This window comes from Bradyrhizobium sp. JR4.3, from assembly GCF_040547695.1.
In the GTDB taxonomy this organism is placed as follows: Bacteria; Pseudomonadota; Alphaproteobacteria; order Rhizobiales; family Xanthobacteraceae; genus Bradyrhizobium; species Bradyrhizobium canariense.
This window is the reverse complement of record NZ_JBEPQF010000039.1, coordinates 46,604-64,300: the sequence shown is the minus strand read 5'-3', so window position 1 is coordinate 64,300 and position 17,697 is coordinate 46,604. Positions and strand designations below refer to the sequence as shown.

Here is a 17,697-nt window from a genome sequence, read left to right as displayed (position 1 = left end):
CGTAAAATGCTTCAGGGCCAGCGCTTCAGAGCGCGGCTCAACGAAAGGTCTAGCGGTCAAATCCATTGTGGCCGACTTTTGCAACAAAATCGGCCAATTTCAGACTTTCCCTTCGGTTCGGAGACTGTCGCGTCTCAGCGTCATTTTTTGTCACTGCGCCCATCAGGTCGCGAAGCTTTTGCGAGGCGCCAAAGTGGTTGATGTGCCCGTTGAGCAGCCGACTTAATTTGAATTGATCATCAATCTTAGAACTGCAAAAGCGCTCGGTGTCGAAATGCCGCCTGGGTTGATCTCCTGTGCCAACAACACGATCCAATGAGGTGGTGACTTCCGTTTTTGGCCCTTCAGCGACCTCGGCAGACGTCCGCTTTCCCGCCGCTGGTAGGGGGTGAGCGGACATAAGGCGGCCAGCTGCTTAATGAGTACACAGCCTAGGAGGGTCCTGCTGCCAGTTAAATTCGGCGACTGTTCGCGATTCCTCGCCGTGCGCAGACGCCGCCCCTGCACTGGCGGTGATCCACAGGCGATGCTTGCGCTATTCCCGCCGCGGCATGCGGCACGGATCCGTAGCCCGCACATCGCCTGTTTCGTCCAGCCGTTTGCACGCAAATTCCCTGTTCACTACCGATAAATTCCCTGTTCGGATTCGGCGGATCGCGCCCCGGATGCGCTGAATTTCAAGGCAAATGTTCGCATTTCCATGGGATAGCGGCCTCACCGCAGGCGCGCTTTCCCTGTAAAATTCCCTGTTCGCATGGAATTCGGACCGCATGTTGGCGCAGAGCGAAATGACAACCATCCAGTCGCGCACGAGCGTCCATTGCACGTCCCAGGAGAGATGGCCCGCGATTGGGACCACCCCTGAGACTAGTCAAATTGGGCCATCGGGTCTGTTCGCTTTCGCACTCGCGCGAGAGCCGGACCAGGGAGTCCTGATCGTCTCCCATGATGGTGCGTGCATCCGAACCGCCGATGAAATGGCGGCGGTCGTCGGATCGAACCTAACGATATGAGTTGGCGCATCGGCGCCATTTGCCTGGACGAAGCCACCGGGATCTCCGGTTGTCGTGTTGCGAATACAGCTCTTGGCTGCACTGCCGCGAACCCCGCAGCTGCGGGGCGAGACACCGGCTCGACCTGTGCGCCCGGTCGAATGAGTAACGCTACAAGTGCAGAGGAATGCCAGTCCTTTCTGCAGCAATGTTGTTGCTCATCTTGCGGCCAAATTTGTGGTGCAATCGATAACCGGGAACTTCAAGCGAGCGAGCGGGCGGCCCGGCACCGGCTCTCGCCCAAAAGCGACAAATCAAAGCCAAATGCATGAAGGGACACGGCAATGAATCATGGCGAAAGAACGCCCATTGATCGCCGCACCGGTTACGCTAGAGCCAAAGCCGAACGGTCGATGCCAACAACTCTGCAGGAACACCTTGAACAGGTTGAGCGCGACATCGAATTATACGCAGAGTTTGATAAGGCCGAGAAAGCTCGGTTCAATCGCGAGTCTTACTTATGGACTGCAGAAGAACGCATCGAGTGGCAGGAGACACAATCTGACAATGCCAAAAGAGTTCGTGAATTGCTCGAACAGCGCGGCGCCTTGCGCCGGCAGCGACCAGCAAAGTGGCTGTGAAGCGGAGAGTTGAAACTGTCATTCTAAGTACTTCCGCCATCTTTAATCCGACGGGTCGCCTCGCCACTTTTCTGCAGATGTTGGTATTTGGGTTGCAGCGGGATTATGTTTTGCGGGCGTCCGCCGCAAGTTTTTTGGCCTTCTCGTTCTCCACCTGCTCTTCGACGAACATGAGGATCCTGCGGCGAGTAGCTTCGTATCACACGCTGAAAACCGCAGCATCCAAAGGCCTTCGATAGTGTTCGGCATCAATTGTCCCGGGTAAAGCCGCAAGCGTGATAGGGCTCCGCGGGCTCACAATCGAGGTGCGCGATCGAGGCGTGTGGCTGCTCGGCGCCAGTTCTCCGGGCAACAGTTCGCCGCCGCTCACGACATCCCGACCCGTGCTGCGTTTTCGCGGGGATGAAGCGAATGACCGATTAAGGCTTCTGTCGTGTCGCCCGCCCGCGCCACATCGATTTTCGTCTGTGAAATAGCCTGTGCGGACCGTAGTCTCTTCAGCCCTCAACACGCGGAGTCTAAGGCTCTGAAGTTCGGCAAGCTCCGAACGGGCGCATCGCAATGCTGTCTCAGCAAAATTGCGGAATTATACGCCACAGCACGTTTACTCGTCGCACGCCCCTAGAAATATACGTTGATCAAAAAAGCGGGAACAACATGCAATAGAAGGACAACCTTTGAGTTTACATTAGTCAAGCTGCACCGCGGCGACGTGCGCGAACCACCTCGAAAAGAACTTCAGCAGCACCGCGCTCTTTGGCGAAATTCTGTAGGCGGCGGCCAGTGCAGTTGACCCAAATCACGACGATGGCGGCCGTTACGGTGACTGGGCTTGCGCACTCAGGCGCGATCGGAGCGGCCCGGCCGGTCGCTCGCGGCTGAGGTTAATCGCGGCACCGGAAGGAACTTCCTGCGTCTGTGGTGGATTTGCTGTTCAAACAAAGGGAGATCATCCATGATCAGAAAATCTGCACTCGTGGCACTTGCATGCATTGCTCTGTCCTCACCGGCCTTCGCGCAAGGAGGTGGCGGAGCAGGAGGAGCCGCTGGCGGTGGCAGCGCGGGGGCGGCGGCGAGTTCCGGCGCTGGCACCGGCACCTCAACGAGCAGCACTAATTCCGGAGCCTCAGCTCCCTCAGGCATGGGAACGCAGGACACCACGATTGGCGCCAGCCACAGCAATGCATCGCAGAACAATCCGAACGTCCAGCCGCCGACGCCAAACGGAACATCGCCGACCGCTGCACAGGCGGAGCGAAATAGCGGCGTAGGTCATGCCGCCAACGGGTTGCCGATCGGTAGTCCCGGTACGGGCACCAGCAACGAAGACCAAAAATAGCGCTTCCCTGAGACTAACGCCCGCAAGTTTTGTGGGCCTCTTTCGCGCGCATGCGGCGCGCACTCCGAACCGCGACTGGTGAGGAGCCTTGAAAGTAGGTAGGCAAGACGCTCCTGCATTGATGGGCACCTCCAACTCTATGGCCCGCCGAATGGCGGCAGCGAGATTCTTGAGCGGCAGACTTGAAGTGTTAGCCCGCCCAAGGGAAATGTCTTGGAAGGAGCGAGATCGGGTAGGAAAGCGATGGCGTCTCGACGCAAACTCGGATCACTTGTTCGGCCGATCGCTCATGCGTAGGCTCGTGTAGTCGCCCTTTTGCTTTGGCGCTTTTGCTGTGCGAGGCCCGCTTGCGGCCTTCTGTCTCTGCTTGGCATGGTTGAGACGAGTCTCATCTGCAATGGCCGTCGACAGACAGAGCTCATAATAGACGCTCCGTCCCGGGCGGCCACGCTTGGCCTTCAGCTTGCCACGGACGGCTTGCATGTCCTTTGACGCTTCGGGCGAACAGTCCGTGAAGCGTCGCCTCGTGCGGGTGTAGCTTGGTCGTTCGCCTGTCAAGCTTAACCTCAATCGGCTGCTCCAAAAATCTCGTAAGCTTCGACGGCCGCGGGAAGTGGGCGCTCTTCGGCCGGCCGCGCCGCTGAGGCTGTGGCCGGACTCCAAAGTGCGTTGCTTTAGGCGGCTTGCCGTAGCCGACCTCGTACGGACGTTCCTCGTGCTGCTTCGCAAGTTTGCGGCGGTCGGTGCCACCGCTCTCATCAGCTTCCATCATCTCAACTCCACTTCGGCATCAGCGCCTCGGAGTGAGAGGTCTTGCAGCAGAAAGCCACGAAGACGCCACACGCCCAGGCGCGACAATCGCGCATCTAAAGGCTTGATGACACTTTTTATTTTGACTTGGTTAGTTGGGATCAGCGCCGAATTTGCTTCATTTGCCCTGCTAATTCCCGTTCGGGCGTTCGCCTAAGATGATCGATGGTCGCCCGGCGCGCGCACCACTCCGTTTGAAGCGCTCCGAATAGATCGGACAGTCTGCGACCGGTGTGTTAAAGGCGGGGATGAAAAAATTCATTTTGGCGACGCTGCTCATTACGACGCCGGCATTGGCGCAGACCGAACCGCCAGCTCCGAAGGCCCCATTGACCGATCGCGAACGGGTTCAGGCCGATCGTGCGCAGGCCGCCACGCAGGAGAAGGACGCCCCAACAGCGCGCCCTTGGGACAGAGGGACGGACGGCAAGCGGCCCTGGGAGCGGGGCGCGTCGCCGAAGTAGCGGCCCTCGCGGCAATCGGCGGTCCTTCCTGACGGAGCGAAGTCTTATTTGCCTGGCCCGCTGGCGGTGTTCGGCTTGTGCCCGACCCTGCAGCGCGAGCTGCATGACCAGCTCAAGGCCATCATTCAAAGCCAACACTCAAGGCCAGGGTCAAATACAAGGCTCAAGGCCAAGACGCGCATTCGTGCGCGAGCGCATTCTCAATGGGATCCAAACGAAAACCGCCGCCGCTGGTTGCCCAGTCGTGCGGCGGTTCATTATCGGAGCGCAGCTCGGCTCTTGCCAAGCGCGCACATATCTAGCGGACGTACCAATATCCCCACCAACGCTGGGACACGGGCCGCGCTTCCGCCTTCATGGCCGCGACGTCCTCGACGGAGCGTAGCTGCGGGCCATAGATCGCGGGCGGATAGACGTCATCCCACAACACGACCCCGGTTCGGATATAGGCGGCGTGATGATGTGGCGGAACGAGTGTGAGCTCCGCGGCAGGGGCGGCAGTCGTGGTCAAAGCGAGGCCAAGGGCAGAAAGAGCAATGAATGTACCGGGAGCGCGAAAGTTCATTGGATTGAATCCCTCTCAAAATGCGGCGTGAAAATAATGCGACGGCTTCGGAATGGTTGCAAGTGTCTTCCTGAGCGTCGGCTCATTCCCGAGGGGGATAGTTCGCAACCGAACCGGCTTGAGCAACGCCGCCTTGGAGGCCGTCCGCGCCACTTGCGAAAGCTTGCGCCTCGACGGGCAGAAAGAATGCCGGAGCACCGCTGCTTCCCGACAGAGCAGGCCTGAACAATCTTTCGGCGTCCTCAATCATCGCGAACCATGATGTCGACACACTGCGTGCTCTTGATGGGCATCGCACCATCCAGGACGGTTTCCATGGCTTCTGGATTGTTGGCGTCGTCCCCGGACCTCAACCTTCCGGCATTCCGACAAGCGTTTCGGTCTCATGGGTTCGCGTGACGGGATCTCGTTCGGATAAGACGTCAAAAGAAGGTACAAGGGCATGACCAAGGCGAGGAAGGATGCTCCGAGGCGCTACATCGTAGATGGAGCCGGACAGCGTGTCCTGGTCGGGCTGACGAGTTCGGAAACCGTCGAGTTCGAGAGGCTGGATAGTCCGGAAGGGTCTCTGGGAGGCCCTTCTTTGCTCCAGGAGCACCTTCGCCTTGGTCAGAACAACAGCGATGAGCGCTGGTTGGAACTTTACCTCAAGCACGAGCGGGCCTGGAGCGTTTGGATGGCGGAAAGCCGAGCACGCTCGCATTCGCTGTGCATGCTCAATTAGGTGTCGGTTGGAGGCATATTCGCCCCTCCTCGTAGAGCTCGCCCCGGCCGATCGACAGCAGGCGAATGCGGATCGTTCACACCGCGAGCATTCGGCTTCCCTGGATGCTCATCAGCGTGAGATTGCCCGTCGCATAGGCGCCTGTGTCGATGTTGGCGCGATTGTTTCGCACGTCGGCGCTCCGCACCGGCGTGTGACCGTGCACGATATATTTCCCGAAATGCTTCTCGCTCTCCAGGAACTCCGCGCGAATCCACAAAAGATCGTTTTCCTGCTGTTCGGACAACCCCACGCCCGGTCGGACGCCCGCATGCACGAAGAAGAAATCCCCGCACGTAAAGCTCAGCCGCAGATTGTCCAGAAATTCCAGATGTTCAGTCGGCATTGCGCGAATCAAATCGCGCAAGATCGATGTTGGCTCATCGCGCTTCAGATCTGCCGGAGCGAGTCCATAGGACATCAATGTCTGGGTTCCGCCGACGGCAATCCAATCCTCGAACAGTGAAGGGTCTTCGAGCACCTCCACCAGAAATGCCTCGTGATTACCCTTGAGGAAGACCGCATTTCCTCGGCGACTCCGCTCGACTAGGATGTCGAGGGTGGCGCGCGTGTCCGGACCACGATCGATGTAATCGCCCATGAAGACCTCGATCGCATAGTGCGGGCGGCTGCGAGCCATGTCGGCGTCGATGACCCGCAACATGGGCTGCAGCAGATGCGCACAGCCGTGGATATCCGAGATCGCATAGATGCGAACCCCCTCGGGCAAGTGCGGCTTTTGGATTGGCCGACGTCGTCGGGCGAGAGATATCATGGCGCACAATCGATCAGGTGGTCGACAAAATCTCCCCAAGTCGCCGCACCTGAGAACTCTCCATCTGACGCGAACAGTGTGCGGTGGATAGAGTGACGTCCTCATTCTCCGGTGATCACGCCAAAAGAAGGGCGGAATTCTTTTGTGTGGTCCGCCGGACAACAGGGCCGTGGAAACTGCATTACTGAAGTGCACCGCGCGGCAAAGATGCATGCCTAATGCAAATCCGGGGTACATCCGTAGATAGATATCCGCCGGAGTTCGCGCAAATGACTCCAGTAGCAGTCTCGCAACACGATGGAAACGTCGCAAAGATGAGCGGACACCGCTCGCGCGACCATTGAAGCATCGTGTTGGAATGTGGAACTTGGTTCAGAACAGGGCAACGCGTCACCGATATGTCAGCACTGTGACGAGAGCTTTGAGCGCCACAAATTCGATGCGCATTTTCGACGCGACGCATATCCGGGCATCGTAAATTTGCGTGCGGCGCCACACAATCGCTGCGATCACTTAACACCCTCTGCTTGGGAAGCGGCAAATCTTCAGCATCACAATGACCGCCAGGCACCCTCCACACTTCGAGGATCGAATGGTTGTTGCAGCTTATAGCTCTGAAAGCGCTTATGCGGTGTCCTCCGCACGGGGCACGGCTCTTCAGAGGCCTTTTCAGCTTTTCGTTATCGCGGCCGACCTTTTGCAGATTTTGCTCTGCTACGCGCTAGCGTCGGAGCTTTATAACCTCGCCACGCCGTCATCCAGAGACGGAGCGCCCATCGGCGCCGGATTGATCGTCAGCACAGTGTTTGTTGTGATCGCCTATTCGCAGGGTGTGTATGCAACGCACCGTCTGCTAAATCTGGTCTGGCAATTGCGCAAAGCGGTGATCATCTGGCTGGTGTCACTGACAATCCTTGCGGTCGCGGCGTTTCTATTGAAATCGTCGGACAATCTGTCCCGCGGCACGTTCCTCATCTTTACCGGCGTTGGCGGTGTTGGGCTGCTCAGCCTGCGCTTTGCGTGGCAGTGGGCGCTTCAGACGAGCTTTGCCAAGGGCCGATTGGTCGACCGCAAGGTTGCCCTACTCAGTCTGAAGCCGCTTGATTTCACCTCGAGCCGTTTCAAGGACCTGCGCAAGAATGGGTTCGACGTGGTGCGCCATTTCGTGCTTCCCGCTAATAACGATGGGAACGGTTGGGAGAGGCAAATCCGCGATGTCATCCACCAAGCCCGTGCAGCAGATGTGCAGGAGTACCTGCTGGCGGTTGACTGGAACGAGCTACCGTTGTTGCAGCAACTCGAACTGCACTTGCGCGCCGTGCCACAGCCGATCCGGCTATTGCCGGATAATTCGATCGCCGATCTGGTATCGCGCCCGTTTTTGCCGGTCAGCGGCACGGTGGCAATTGAGATTCAACGGCCACCACTCAGCGTGTTTGAACGTCTCCAGAAGCGCTGCCTCGACATCGGTCTGGCCTTGTTTTCGCTCGTGGCCTTGGCGCCGGTGCTGATCACGGTTTCCATTCTAATCAAGCTGGATTCGCCCGGGAGCGTGATCTTTCGACAGTCGCGCCGCGGCTTCAACGGCAAGCCGTTCGACATTTGGAAATTTCGCAGCATGAACGTGTGCGAGGATGGTCACTCGATTACTCAGGCGACCAAGCGGGACGCCCGCGTCACGAGGATGGGGCGCTTCCTTCGCATGACCAGCATTGACGAGTTGCCCCAGCTCTGGAACGTGCTGCGAGGCGACATGTCGTTGGTCGGACCACGCCCACATGCGCTTGCCCACGACAACTATTATGACGAGATCATCAGCAATTATGTATACCGCCATCACATGAAGCCAGGCCTGACAGGCTGGGCCCAGGTTAACGGCTTTCGGGGCGAAACGCCGACCATCGACCTGATGGAAAAGCGGGTAGAATATGACGTTTGGTATGTAAGGAATTGGAGCATTTGGCTCGACCTGAAAATCATGGCGCGCACGGCGGCTACCGTCATTTCCCAAGAGGCCTACTAGGTCAGCGCAGCGGCTTTGGCGGCTGGGGCCGTGGACTCATTAGCGCTGAGCTAGCTGTGGATTGAGGCAAGCAGGCTCAGCGGAGAAGTTGCGTGTGAGCTTGTCGAAGCGGTCTGGTCGTCGGAACTGTTTACGCTTGCAGAAGAAGCGTTCGGTTTAGGTTGCCCTGACGGCACATCGCAGACCCGCAGATTGGATGTTGGGCTGAGCAACATTGCTCCCGATCGGATCGACCACGGCATTGCTGTCCTCGCCGGCGACGACCCTCGTGTGCGTAGGCGGGCCGGCGAGAGGTTGAGGTACTGCGCTTGGATCCGAGGCCTGTGAGCGCGAGAGCGGCAATCTCATGGACCAGCCATCTTGATCCACAACAGCGTGGATTTTTACACCAGTCCTCCACGAGAGCGGCCAATTGCGTGATCTATCAGCCGCCACTCCGCCTCGGTCAGACTCTCGCGCGCCATCGCAATGCTCCTTTTGGAGCTCGCGCCAATCACCGACCTTCAGGTTTTATGCCTCCCGCGCATCTTGTTCCACAGCCCCACGATGGCCTTTCTCAGTGCGAGCAGCCGGGGCATCAGGACGAAGAAAACTCCCGTTGCAAGTGATCCGAGAGCGTGGCGAAGGGAGAATTGTTCGTTGTGATCGAGCTGGTCTTGATGCTTTTCGATCGGGACCGGCGCCAAGATTGTTCCTGATCTGTTGAGGCGCGATCGCGACCCGCGGGGAGGAACCACGATGAGCACGAATAAAACGTTGAGCAGCAGCCAGATGCTTACTATGGCAAGTACCGTCATCCAATCCCACCGAAATGCAAGCTCAAATATGGGGCTAAATTAACCTTAGAAACCTCGGAACGGAAAGGCGCATAGCGCGCCTGGAGCGTAGATCGGCTCGTTCCGGCCAATGACGTCCCAAGATACTCTATCTCAATCACCTCACGGCTGCCTTCATCAATCCGTGCAAAATCGGCTACGACAGTGAGGGGCGTTTGTGGACTCCGTACGAACTACGGTCGGCGCTGGAGCCATGGATCGCGCGAGCGCTATGCCACAACGAAGCTCGCGTAGAACCGCTCGACATTCGAGGCGCAGCAGATGAGTCGGAAAGATGATCGAGCGGCAGCTCTCGGAGTGTCTTGCGCAACGGCGCTCGGCTCCCGCACTGCCATGAACCCCGTCTGGATGGGCATGACAATATGTCGGGCTACGGTGGAAATCGTACGTATAGCGCAGGAGAACTGATTATGAAAGGCAAACGCGCAGCGACGCGCCACGCACAACGGTTTGCCTGAACGATGGACGACCTGAAGCTGTGACGAAGCGGTAAACTCGGGCATCACCCCAGATCGGATCTGGTGAGGTTGAGAAGACCTGGTCAACTAGGTTCGGGCGACTGCAGCGAAGCGCGCCCACTAAACGCCACGAGGTCAACCGCGCAGTGTCGCTAGGAAGGACGAATCGATCGATCCAACGGCATCTTCCAGGAAAGTCTTGCCCAGTTTTGATGCCCGCCGATAAGCGGACACGAGTGCTGATCTCGACCCGGGTCGGCGAATTAGGATGAGCCGAACGTCACTGCGTACGAGGTCCTTGACGTCCGGAAGGGCGAGTGCGTCGAAGCGGGTCGCCATGTCGATCCGCGCCGGCATCAATCGCGCGTCGTTTGGTGCGACGAAATATGCCATCTTCAGGGCCTCGACCACGACCGGATCGTGCGGGTCGCGCTGGACCTGAAGCAGCGCCAGCGCCAGCCATAGTTCAGGATTGTAAGGAGACATCGACAGCGTTCGCCGGACCCGGCTGAGAGCGTCGGTATGCGCTATGGATCGCAGGATCGTGGCCCTTTGCCGACCGGACTCAATTGTCTGCAGCGCGGCGATCAAGGCATGATTGCTCTCCAGCTCCGATCCAAACGGCGGGCGCGTTTCCAGCAATGAGGGCGCGTCTCCAGTCCACCGCGCCCCAATCTCGGCCGCATCTGTAGGAAATGTCGTCCGACCCAGCGCCGTCACCTCCGTTACGGCCGACACAATCGCATAGGATCCGACCGTCAAGGTCAACGCCATCAAAAGAATGCGAAATGTGCTCGATGAATTCATTTTCGATGCATTGTTCATACAAAGCCAATGTTACGGCGCGCGCGTCATTCCGCCGAGCGGTCGGCGCCACTGGTCCGTCCTACCGATTGTGCAAGTCCAACTCCGACCATCACCGCCACGATCGCCTGAATCGTGGGGTTTGAGAGGCTTGAATCAAGAAAGCTCTCGCAGAGCGCGACGACGACGACGGCCGCCGCGGCGGCGGCGAAAAAGGAATCGCGTCCTCGCCGAACGGCGCCGCGAAAGCTAACGAGGAAGAACTGGGCGGCGAAGGCTGCCAGGATGGCGCTCGCCAATCTTCCTGCCTCGACAGCCATCAAGACTGCGGTGGAAGGAGGATCTGCCAGAGCAGCGCCGAACTCCCGATAGGCTATCGAAGTCAGCCTAAAGGTTCCGAGACCATTCCCCCACGTCGGTGCATCAGAGAGCAGGTGCTTTGCCGGCGTAATTGCTTCCGGGGGAAGGCTGACGAATCCAAGGAGGCCCAAGCCGCCGGATAGAGAGTGCGGCACAACCATCGCGCTGGCGATTGCTGCAAGGCCCGAGAACAACAGCGCCGAAGGCCAAAACCGAAATCCCAAGCGTCGCACAGCGGCTATGAAAACAAGGACCATCAATCCGCAGCCAGTAACCGCCACCAATGTGTGTTGTTCGAGGGCCATAAGTGCGGCGAGCGCTACGGTAATTCCCAACAAGCCCCAGAAAACGCCGACCCACAGTTGGGGCGAGGCCAGATTGCGGATGTCCTGCTGGTGCAGGTGGCGTTCGACGGCCCGGGCGACGAGTGCGCCATTTATCAACATTGCAAGAGCGGCTGCTGCCGGAAACAGATTCGTCGCCGCGCCTGTCTGGGGAATGAATCCAGCGAATGAATCGAGCTGGCTGAGTAGGAACTCGACTGATATGAGGGTCGTCACTGCGCTCAATACGTACAGGATCGTTTCGGCCGTGCGGCGATCCCTGGTGATGACGACAGTCGACACCAGGAGCGACACATTGACCAGATAGAGGAACAGGCTTTGCAACGTTGCGCCCGGATCAACGCTGATGCGGCCCGGCAACGATGGTTGATTCAACGCGATCGAAGTCGCCGACCAGATCGGGTTCGCAAGCGATGACATTGGAAAGATTTGCAACGTCATCCAGACGACCGGAAGCAAGAATATGAGGAGAAATTGCTTCAGCAATTGCGCGGCAGACGCGATTTGCGTCTCCGGACCTCTTGTTATCACGGCCACCATCACCGCAGTAGCAAGTGAAATCACATGCTGTGCGGAGGAGCCGTCTGTGATGGCCAATATCGGAGTCGCGGCCAGCAATGCGATCAAAAGCCGGGACGCCACGAACAATCGGAGAACCGTGAGACGAGGAAGCGGGAATAGAGTGCAGCATTACACGAGTGGGACATTGATATGCGCCGCATGGCCAAGAAGGCGACGCCACCCTCGTCTCGGTGATTGCCACTATGACCCATCATCATTACGCGCCCTCCCAACTGGCCCCAGCATGCGGTTGATTTGCGGCATTCGCGCGGCATGACAGTTCCGGGCCAAATTATCGAACGTAGCAGTACTGCGACAAGTAACGGAGAGCCGTCGCCAGTCCAGCCATCGGCACCGCTCCGTGGATCGCACTCGGCGCGGTCCCAATTTCAACCGCAAGCTCGTTTGCGTTTTGCCAGTCGCTGGCAGCAAGCTTCGAGGCGTCGGCGGGTAGTAGGAGCGCCACGCCGCTCTGGATCACAGATGCCTGGAACTCTGCGCGCTTCTCTCCTGCTATGAGGGCTACGTTCGGTTGCGCCGAGCGGGACAGTGGCTCGAGTACAATGAGTACAATTTCGATACCACCTTTTCCACATTGCAGGCTCAGGCCAGCAAGGCCCGTATCCGACTTGGCACTATCGACGACATGCATCACTGAAATGGCATCGGCGCCACCGTCCGGATTTTTGCTCTTCACCAGTCGCCATCCGCTCTCAAGCTGTGTCGATTGGCTGCCGGACTGGATCTGCTTGAACGCCTCTTCGTCGCAACGTCGACGCTGCTCGGCGGTGATCCCAGACCCGCAGTTCACAATGCCCGGACTCACCGGCTCGGCTCGGCCGGGAGTTGTCGTCATCAAGAGACCAACACAGAGCAGAATTGAGCGCACCATCAGAAGTCCCGAATGCGCTAGCGCCAAATCATTCATGTTGTACCCAACGGCCCTGTCAAATATCGGGCAAGCGCTGCCCGCAGCTCCGGATCAAGCATCGGATGTTAATCGACGTAACCGTACCTCTTGTAGTATCGATTGCGATAGTAGGTCGCGCCGTACGTATCGTAGCGGCTCATCACTGACACGTTCACCTTGTTGAGAACCGCACCGAGCATACGCTCGCGTACAACCGGCGTTTCGCTTAGCACGCGCTCGACGATATCCACTTTGGACTTCGCCCATTCGATGACAAGGATATAGGAATCAGCCAGCCCCCTGGTCGCCCGGACGTCGACGACGGGCGCCAACGGGCTAAGATCAAGAACGATACGATCAAAGTGCTGCCGTAGTTCCTGGAACAGGTCTTCCATCTGTTTCGAGGCCAGCAGGTCGCTCGAATTCGAGAAGCGCGATGTGATGGCACAAGGCAGAAATTGTAGATTCGTCTGCGGGTCTATCCAGACGACATCCCTCCAGTCGGCTTGGCCCAGGACGACATGGATCAAGCCGCCCTGCGCAGCCGGAGTAAGCCTCGCCGTGAGGCTTGGGTTGCGAATGTCGCCGTCCATCAGCAGTGTACGGCAGCCGCTTTGCGCCAAGGTTTGGGCCAGCGCTTCGCTGATGGTTGACTTTCCCTCGTTCGGAAGAGCGGAGGTAATCCCCAGGACCTTGCTGGAGCCTGCACCGAAATTCGCAAAATCGCTGGCTAGCTTAATCGACCGAAATCCCTCTGCGAAGCGTGAAAACGGGGCATTGATCACGTGCCGCCCGACGCTCTCTTCGGTCGAAAGCAGACGGTCGCGGTGGGACTGCTGGTGGCTGAACCCGGGCGCGGATCCGTGGAGTGGCAACGTCGTGCCGGATCTTCCGTAGTTCGTGGGTGCCTGCTGCAGATTGGGCTTGTCGCGTTTGCCGAATCGCCAGGCCGCTTTGCCGGATTGAGCGGAATTCGCTTTGACGGCGCCCCGCTCTATCACCGGAATCGAAGCGAGACAGCGGGTATCCACGAATTGCTCGACCTGCGAAACGGTACGGAAGACGCGATCCATCATGTCAAGCAGGATTGCAACGAGAGCTGCGAGAATCGACCCAGCCACGATCGCCGCAAGTAGGATGAGTGTCGTTCTTGGCGACGTCTTGTTGGGCAGAGTCGACGCGGCCTGGCTGATCACCCTCGCTTCGGTAATGGGAAACGACTGCTGCTGAACCGAGACCATGTAGAGTTGCAGGAAGTTGTCAGACAATGCGCGAGCGCTCTGAGCGTTGCTTTCCAGATCTCTGAGGACGATTTGGGCCTGACCTGTATTATTCGAGATCGCTATCGTATCGTTCAAGCTCTTCTGGCTGGACTCTTCGCGCGCCTTGGCAATTTCAAGGTCACTCTTGTAGACCTCGGCGGTGCGCCGCAATTCGTCAATGATCGAGCGTCGGAGTTCCCGCATCTGGTTGCGCAAATTGACGACCGCCAGATGTGTTGGTCCATATCGGTTCGACCAATCGGCCTGCTTGGCCGCGTACTCGAGATAGGTCTGGCGCAATTTGGTGATGACCGGGTTGGCCATCGTCTCGCTCACAGTCGCGAGGTCATTCAGAATGACCTTAGAATCGTCGCTGTCCGCATTCAATATCGCGGTGATGCGTTCGAGCTTAGCTTGTGCCTCCGCACGCTGGCTACGCGCAGCCGTCAGCGAAGTATTGATTTCAGCGAGTTGCTGCTCGGTGAGCAGTCGCCCGCCGGCGTCGATGATGTTGTTCTTGGCCTTGAAATCCGCAACAGTGCGTTCGGCAGAAGATGCCTGCGACCGCAATTCCTTCAATCGGTCCTGCAGCCAGACCGCCGCCCGTCTCGATGACTGATATTTCGATTCTAACGAGTCCAAGATATAGCCGTCGGCAACTGCGTTGGCGATCCGCGCTGCCAGCTCCTGCGATAATGCCTGAAAGGAGATCTCGATAACATAAGTCACGCCGACGCGCTTGATGCTGAGGCCGCTCGCAAAGCGAGAGAGTGCTGCGCGCAGTATTTGCTCTTCCGTGGGCGGGGTCGATTCGGAGAATATTCCGGTAATCGCGCCACTGATGCTGCTGAGCAATCCGCCACCATCGCTCATGAAGTCTGCCGACCCCACAAGTTTTAAGTCCTTGATGACTTTGGTGGCGATCGCTTCGGACTTGAGAAGTTCGACCTGACTGTCGACCATCGCCGAGTCGATCGGGTTATCTCCGCCGCTCGCGGGCGCTTGTGTCTGCAGGCCCTGCATCTTACGGCTGTCGATCATCAGGATCGCCGTTCCGGTATATCGCTTCGGTGCCGTGAACACGTAGATGCCGGCAAGACCGATGCACAGGAGCAGCGTGAAAATCATCACAGGATACTGCCGGCTCACCAGCGCAAGCACGGAGGAGATGGTCTGCTCCAGCGATGGAGCCTCCGGCGCGGTGGTTTCGATCTCTCGAGATGTGATCTTCTGAAGCATCCCGCCCGCCTACCTAAATCTCTGTGAATGCGGCAACAGGCTGCCTTGCCGCCGCGCTGATTCTTGAATGGTAAAGTGCCGCTTAGAAGTCATGCCTTGGCAGAACTCGACACGCCGGATGTGGTGATCGAGATCGCGGCGCTCGAGGGTCGACCAATGCCATCGAGGCTCCGGCGAAACACCTACTTGGATCGTCCGACACGCTGTTTGGTCAGACAGGTTTCGGCAACGCTGCCGGGCCAACGTCGGTGCCGATCGCCGCAAAATCGTCACAATGCCTCTCCGCCAACTCTGCCAAAAAAAGGGACCTTCAAAACTAACGATTTACGCCGCCTGAGAAGATCAAGGGTTGCCCATGATCTGGGCAGACAGCTCGACCCGCCTGGCGCCGCGGTGGATTACGCGCGACCAGCATCGAATTCTGCAATGCAATATCGGCCTCAGTGTGACGGACAAGCATGAGGATCGAGCAACTCCCAGAGGCAAGGGATCCGGTCCGGAGTTACGTCCGAGCACGAGATGCCGGAGTGCGAACGAGCCGGGGGGCTTCGGAGCATCCGCTGTAGTGGCGAGGGTCGGCTTTGGAGTTCCACCGGTGAATCTCTGATCGGCCGGGCACTTAAAAATTAAGCCAACGAGACCTCAATCAAAATCCTTGGTCGAGGATTCCCGATGCCAATCGACAAGCGAGCTTGCCAGGTCGTAGTCGAATTTGAACCCGCTTGCGATCAGATGCTTCGGCAGAATGTTCGTAGAAAACCACAACTTCTTGATCCGGTCACGATTGATGCCGGTCTTGATGCCGACGGCCTGCAGCACCTCGAATGGAAGCACGGCGAGATCCATCAGCCATACCGGAATCGTTATCGTCGGCTTGGGGTATTCGGCAGCTTGAGAGAAGGCGGAGCAAATCTGGCTGATGGTGTAACGGTGCTCATAGCAGAAATTGTAGATCGACAGACTGTCGTTGCGAGACGCCATGAAGAGCATCGACGAGACGAGGTCCTTCACGTAGCCGCACGACTTGATAGTGTCGGTTCGGCCGGGATAGATGAAGGCCCGCCTTTCGAGAAGCCTCGACAATCGCGTGAAATTGCCTCGCTCGTAGCGGCCATAGATGACGGCGGGACGTACGATGGTCAGCCGCCTGTCCGGGTGTTCGGACTGCCATAGACGATGGATCGCTTCGGCCGAGAGTTTGGAGCGTCCATAGGCACTGACAGGGACTGGCGTCGCATCTTCGGTAAGTGGGCTTTCCGTCGGACCGTAGACCGATATCGAACTGGTAAAAATGATGTTCCGGCTGCCAGTGTCTTTCGCAAATCGGCAGACGTGCACCGCCCCCAGCACGTTTGTATAATAATAGTCTCCGTCCGGATGACCCGGGGTGACATGGATCGCAGCCAGGTTGAAGATGTCGGCAGGCACCCCGCCACCCAGCTTCGGGTCGATTGGCTCACGGACATCATGATGGACATATTCGACGCCTTCGACGTGCGCCCTAGGCTTCCCGATATCCACCGAAACGATCCGGTTGTAGCGCCCGGAAGCGAGCATCCGCGTCATCAGATGTGTACCGATGAAGCCTGCGCCTCCAAATACAATAGCCTGGGTGAGATTGGACATGTGCGCGAGGGTCAATGTGAGTGAAGGTGCCGAGTTAACTGCGATGAACTTCGGTCAAGGCTCCCCGGTAATCGAGCGCGCGCATCAGAGAGCTGCACGGCCCGCCGGTGCAAAAATTGTGCCCGCCAAAACCGAGATCGCTTGACGTGTGGTGCCCCCGCCGGCGAGCGTTGTTGCTTCTGCAGATCAAGCATGCGTGGCTCATGCGGCGAGAACAACATCGTTAGCGGGTGTGACATGCTCAGCGTCATCGGTTCCATTTAGGTGATCCTGAATGCGGTGGCACTGGTTCGATCGGCAACGCGAGTAGATGGGAGGATGTGTTCGCCACGGGTATGATCGTAGATGTCTTGTGAAGGTATCATTTCGCGTTCAACCAGGTTGCTCGTTTGGTTCAGCAGCTCAATAGAGCTCGCGATACTCAAATTGAAAATTCGTTGATCCGGCCGCGATCCCCAACAGCCTTTGCAGCTTCTGGTATCCTGCGAGTGGCACGTCCATGCAATCGGAACTTCCCGCGTAGCAAACCCGAACCCGGATCGATTGACCGCAAATGTTTTGAACCAGCACAATCTGCTCGATGATCTTGGGGTTGTTGGCTTGGGGGTGCGTCAACGGATTGACTGATATGCAAAGCTTTCCGTCTACTGTCGTGTGATTTGGAGCGAACGTACCTTCCATCGGCCGAACCGAACTCGAAGGCCGAGTGGAAATGCCGGAGCCGCCATACATCGGAGGAGACGTGCGACCGAAGCCTGAAATTTGAGCATCGGCTGTCGTTGCGACGAGCGATGAAGCGATCACCACAGAGATCGCCAAATAACCGTCTAAGTGCCTAGATAGGTTATCATGCATCTTCACTGCTCTGCACATCCATGATGGTTGGAAGCCGCGGTTATCGGCGGCAGGATAGAATTGCAGTTGC

The 17,697-nt window shown here is 58.0% G+C and carries 13 protein-coding genes; 4 read left to right on the top strand and 9 right to left on the bottom strand.

Annotated features, from left to right (window positions below; translation table 11 throughout):
* The 3 genes from ABIB91_RS35930 to ABIB91_RS35920 all read left to right on the top strand — a co-directional run.
* The coding region (locus ABIB91_RS35930) for a hypothetical protein (protein WP_354171509.1) at window positions 1-226 on the top strand (226 nt) is incomplete at its 5' end.
* Window positions 227-1,336: 1,110 nt separating this feature from the next.
* On the top strand, window positions 1,337-1,633 hold the full coding sequence (locus ABIB91_RS35925) for a hypothetical protein (protein WP_246649357.1): 297 nt from the start codon (window positions 1,337-1,339) through the stop codon (window positions 1,631-1,633).
* A gap of 2,397 nt (window positions 1,634-4,030) precedes the next feature.
* Window positions 4,031-4,246, top strand: coding sequence for a hypothetical protein (locus tag ABIB91_RS35920; RefSeq protein ID WP_007595348.1), 216 nt, complete (start codon window positions 4,031-4,033; stop codon window positions 4,244-4,246).
* 298 nt (window positions 4,247-4,544) lie between these two features.
* On the opposite strand, the gene ABIB91_RS35915 is transcribed toward ABIB91_RS35920, so the two are convergent.
* Together ABIB91_RS35915 and ABIB91_RS35910 are read right to left on the bottom strand one after the other, a co-directional pair.
* Complete coding sequence (locus ABIB91_RS35915; protein ID WP_007595347.1) at window positions 4,545-4,811, bottom strand: hypothetical protein; 267 nt, start codon at window positions 4,809-4,811, stop codon at window positions 4,545-4,547.
* Between the two features lie 800 nt (window positions 4,812-5,611).
* A complete protein-coding gene (locus ABIB91_RS35910; protein ID WP_007595343.1) occupies window positions 5,612-6,349 on the bottom strand; it encodes a metallophosphoesterase in 738 nt (245 codons plus the stop codon).
* Window positions 6,350-6,941: 592 nt separating this feature from the next.
* Here ABIB91_RS35910 and ABIB91_RS35905 point away from each other — a divergent pair.
* The gene (locus ABIB91_RS35905; protein ID WP_219684428.1) at window positions 6,942-8,372 is read left to right on the top strand and encodes an undecaprenyl-phosphate glucose phosphotransferase; all 1,431 of its coding nucleotides are present in this window, start codon (window positions 6,942-6,944) and stop codon (window positions 8,370-8,372) included.
* Between the two features lie 503 nt (window positions 8,373-8,875).
* Here the strand turns inward: ABIB91_RS35905 and ABIB91_RS35900 are convergent.
* The 7 genes from ABIB91_RS35900 to ABIB91_RS35870 form a co-directional block, all read right to left on the bottom strand.
* Complete coding sequence (locus tag ABIB91_RS35900) at window positions 8,876-9,169, bottom strand: hypothetical protein (RefSeq protein WP_219684429.1); 294 nt, start codon at window positions 9,167-9,169, stop codon at window positions 8,876-8,878.
* Window positions 9,170-9,801: 632 nt separating this feature from the next.
* Window positions 9,802-10,491 carry a hypothetical protein gene (locus ABIB91_RS35895; RefSeq protein ID WP_157158589.1) on the bottom strand — a complete coding sequence of 230 codons (690 nt, stop codon included), beginning with the start codon at window positions 10,489-10,491 and terminating at the stop codon, window positions 9,802-9,804.
* A gap of 26 nt (window positions 10,492-10,517) precedes the next feature.
* Window positions 10,518-11,801 (bottom strand): hypothetical protein, encoded by a 1,284-nt coding sequence (locus ABIB91_RS35890; RefSeq protein ID WP_219684430.1) that lies wholly within the window; start codon window positions 11,799-11,801, stop codon window positions 10,518-10,520.
* Between the two features lie 226 nt (window positions 11,802-12,027).
* Window positions 12,028-12,663, bottom strand: a complete 636-nt coding sequence (locus ABIB91_RS35885; protein ID WP_219684431.1) for a hypothetical protein — start codon at window positions 12,661-12,663, stop codon at window positions 12,028-12,030.
* 68 nt (window positions 12,664-12,731) lie between these two features.
* Window positions 12,732-15,146: a polysaccharide biosynthesis tyrosine autokinase gene (locus tag ABIB91_RS35880; RefSeq protein WP_007595333.1), complete on the bottom strand. Its 2,415-nt coding sequence runs from the start codon at window positions 15,144-15,146 to the stop codon at window positions 12,732-12,734.
* Window positions 15,147-15,788: 642 nt separating this feature from the next.
* A complete protein-coding gene (locus tag ABIB91_RS35875; protein WP_354171514.1) occupies window positions 15,789-16,772 on the bottom strand; it encodes an NAD-dependent epimerase/dehydratase family protein in 984 nt (327 codons plus the stop codon).
* A gap of 402 nt (window positions 16,773-17,174) precedes the next feature.
* Complete coding sequence (locus ABIB91_RS35870) at window positions 17,175-17,633, bottom strand: hypothetical protein (protein WP_157158587.1); 459 nt, start codon at window positions 17,631-17,633, stop codon at window positions 17,175-17,177.
* Between the last annotated feature and the right edge of the window lie 64 nt (window positions 17,634-17,697).

Coding starts and splice junctions, on each gene's coding strand:
- ABIB91_RS35910 (WP_007595343.1), bottom strand. CDS start 6,349: ATGATATCTCTCGCCCGACGACGTCGGCCAATCCAAAAGCCGCACTTG.
- ABIB91_RS35875 (WP_354171514.1), bottom strand. CDS start 16,772: ATGTCCAATCTCACCCAGGCTATTGTATTTGGAGGCGCAGGCTTCATC.
- ABIB91_RS35920 (WP_007595348.1), top strand. CDS start 4,031: ATGAAAAAATTCATTTTGGCGACGCTGCTCATTACGACGCCGGCATTG.
- ABIB91_RS35925 (WP_246649357.1), top strand. CDS start 1,337: ATGAATCATGGCGAAAGAACGCCCATTGATCGCCGCACCGGTTACGCT.
- ABIB91_RS35880 (WP_007595333.1), bottom strand. CDS start 15,146: ATGCTTCAGAAGATCACATCTCGAGAGATCGAAACCACCGCGCCGGAG.
- ABIB91_RS35895 (WP_157158589.1), bottom strand. CDS start 10,491: ATGAACAATGCATCGAAAATGAATTCATCGAGCACATTTCGCATTCTT.
- ABIB91_RS35885 (WP_219684431.1), bottom strand. CDS start 12,663: ATGAATGATTTGGCGCTAGCGCATTCGGGACTTCTGATGGTGCGCTCA.
- ABIB91_RS35915 (WP_007595347.1), bottom strand. CDS start 4,811: ATGAACTTTCGCGCTCCCGGTACATTCATTGCTCTTTCTGCCCTTGGC.
- ABIB91_RS35905 (WP_219684428.1), top strand. CDS start 6,942: ATGGTTGTTGCAGCTTATAGCTCTGAAAGCGCTTATGCGGTGTCCTCC.
- ABIB91_RS35900 (WP_219684429.1), bottom strand. CDS start 9,169: ATGACGGTACTTGCCATAGTAAGCATCTGGCTGCTGCTCAACGTTTTA.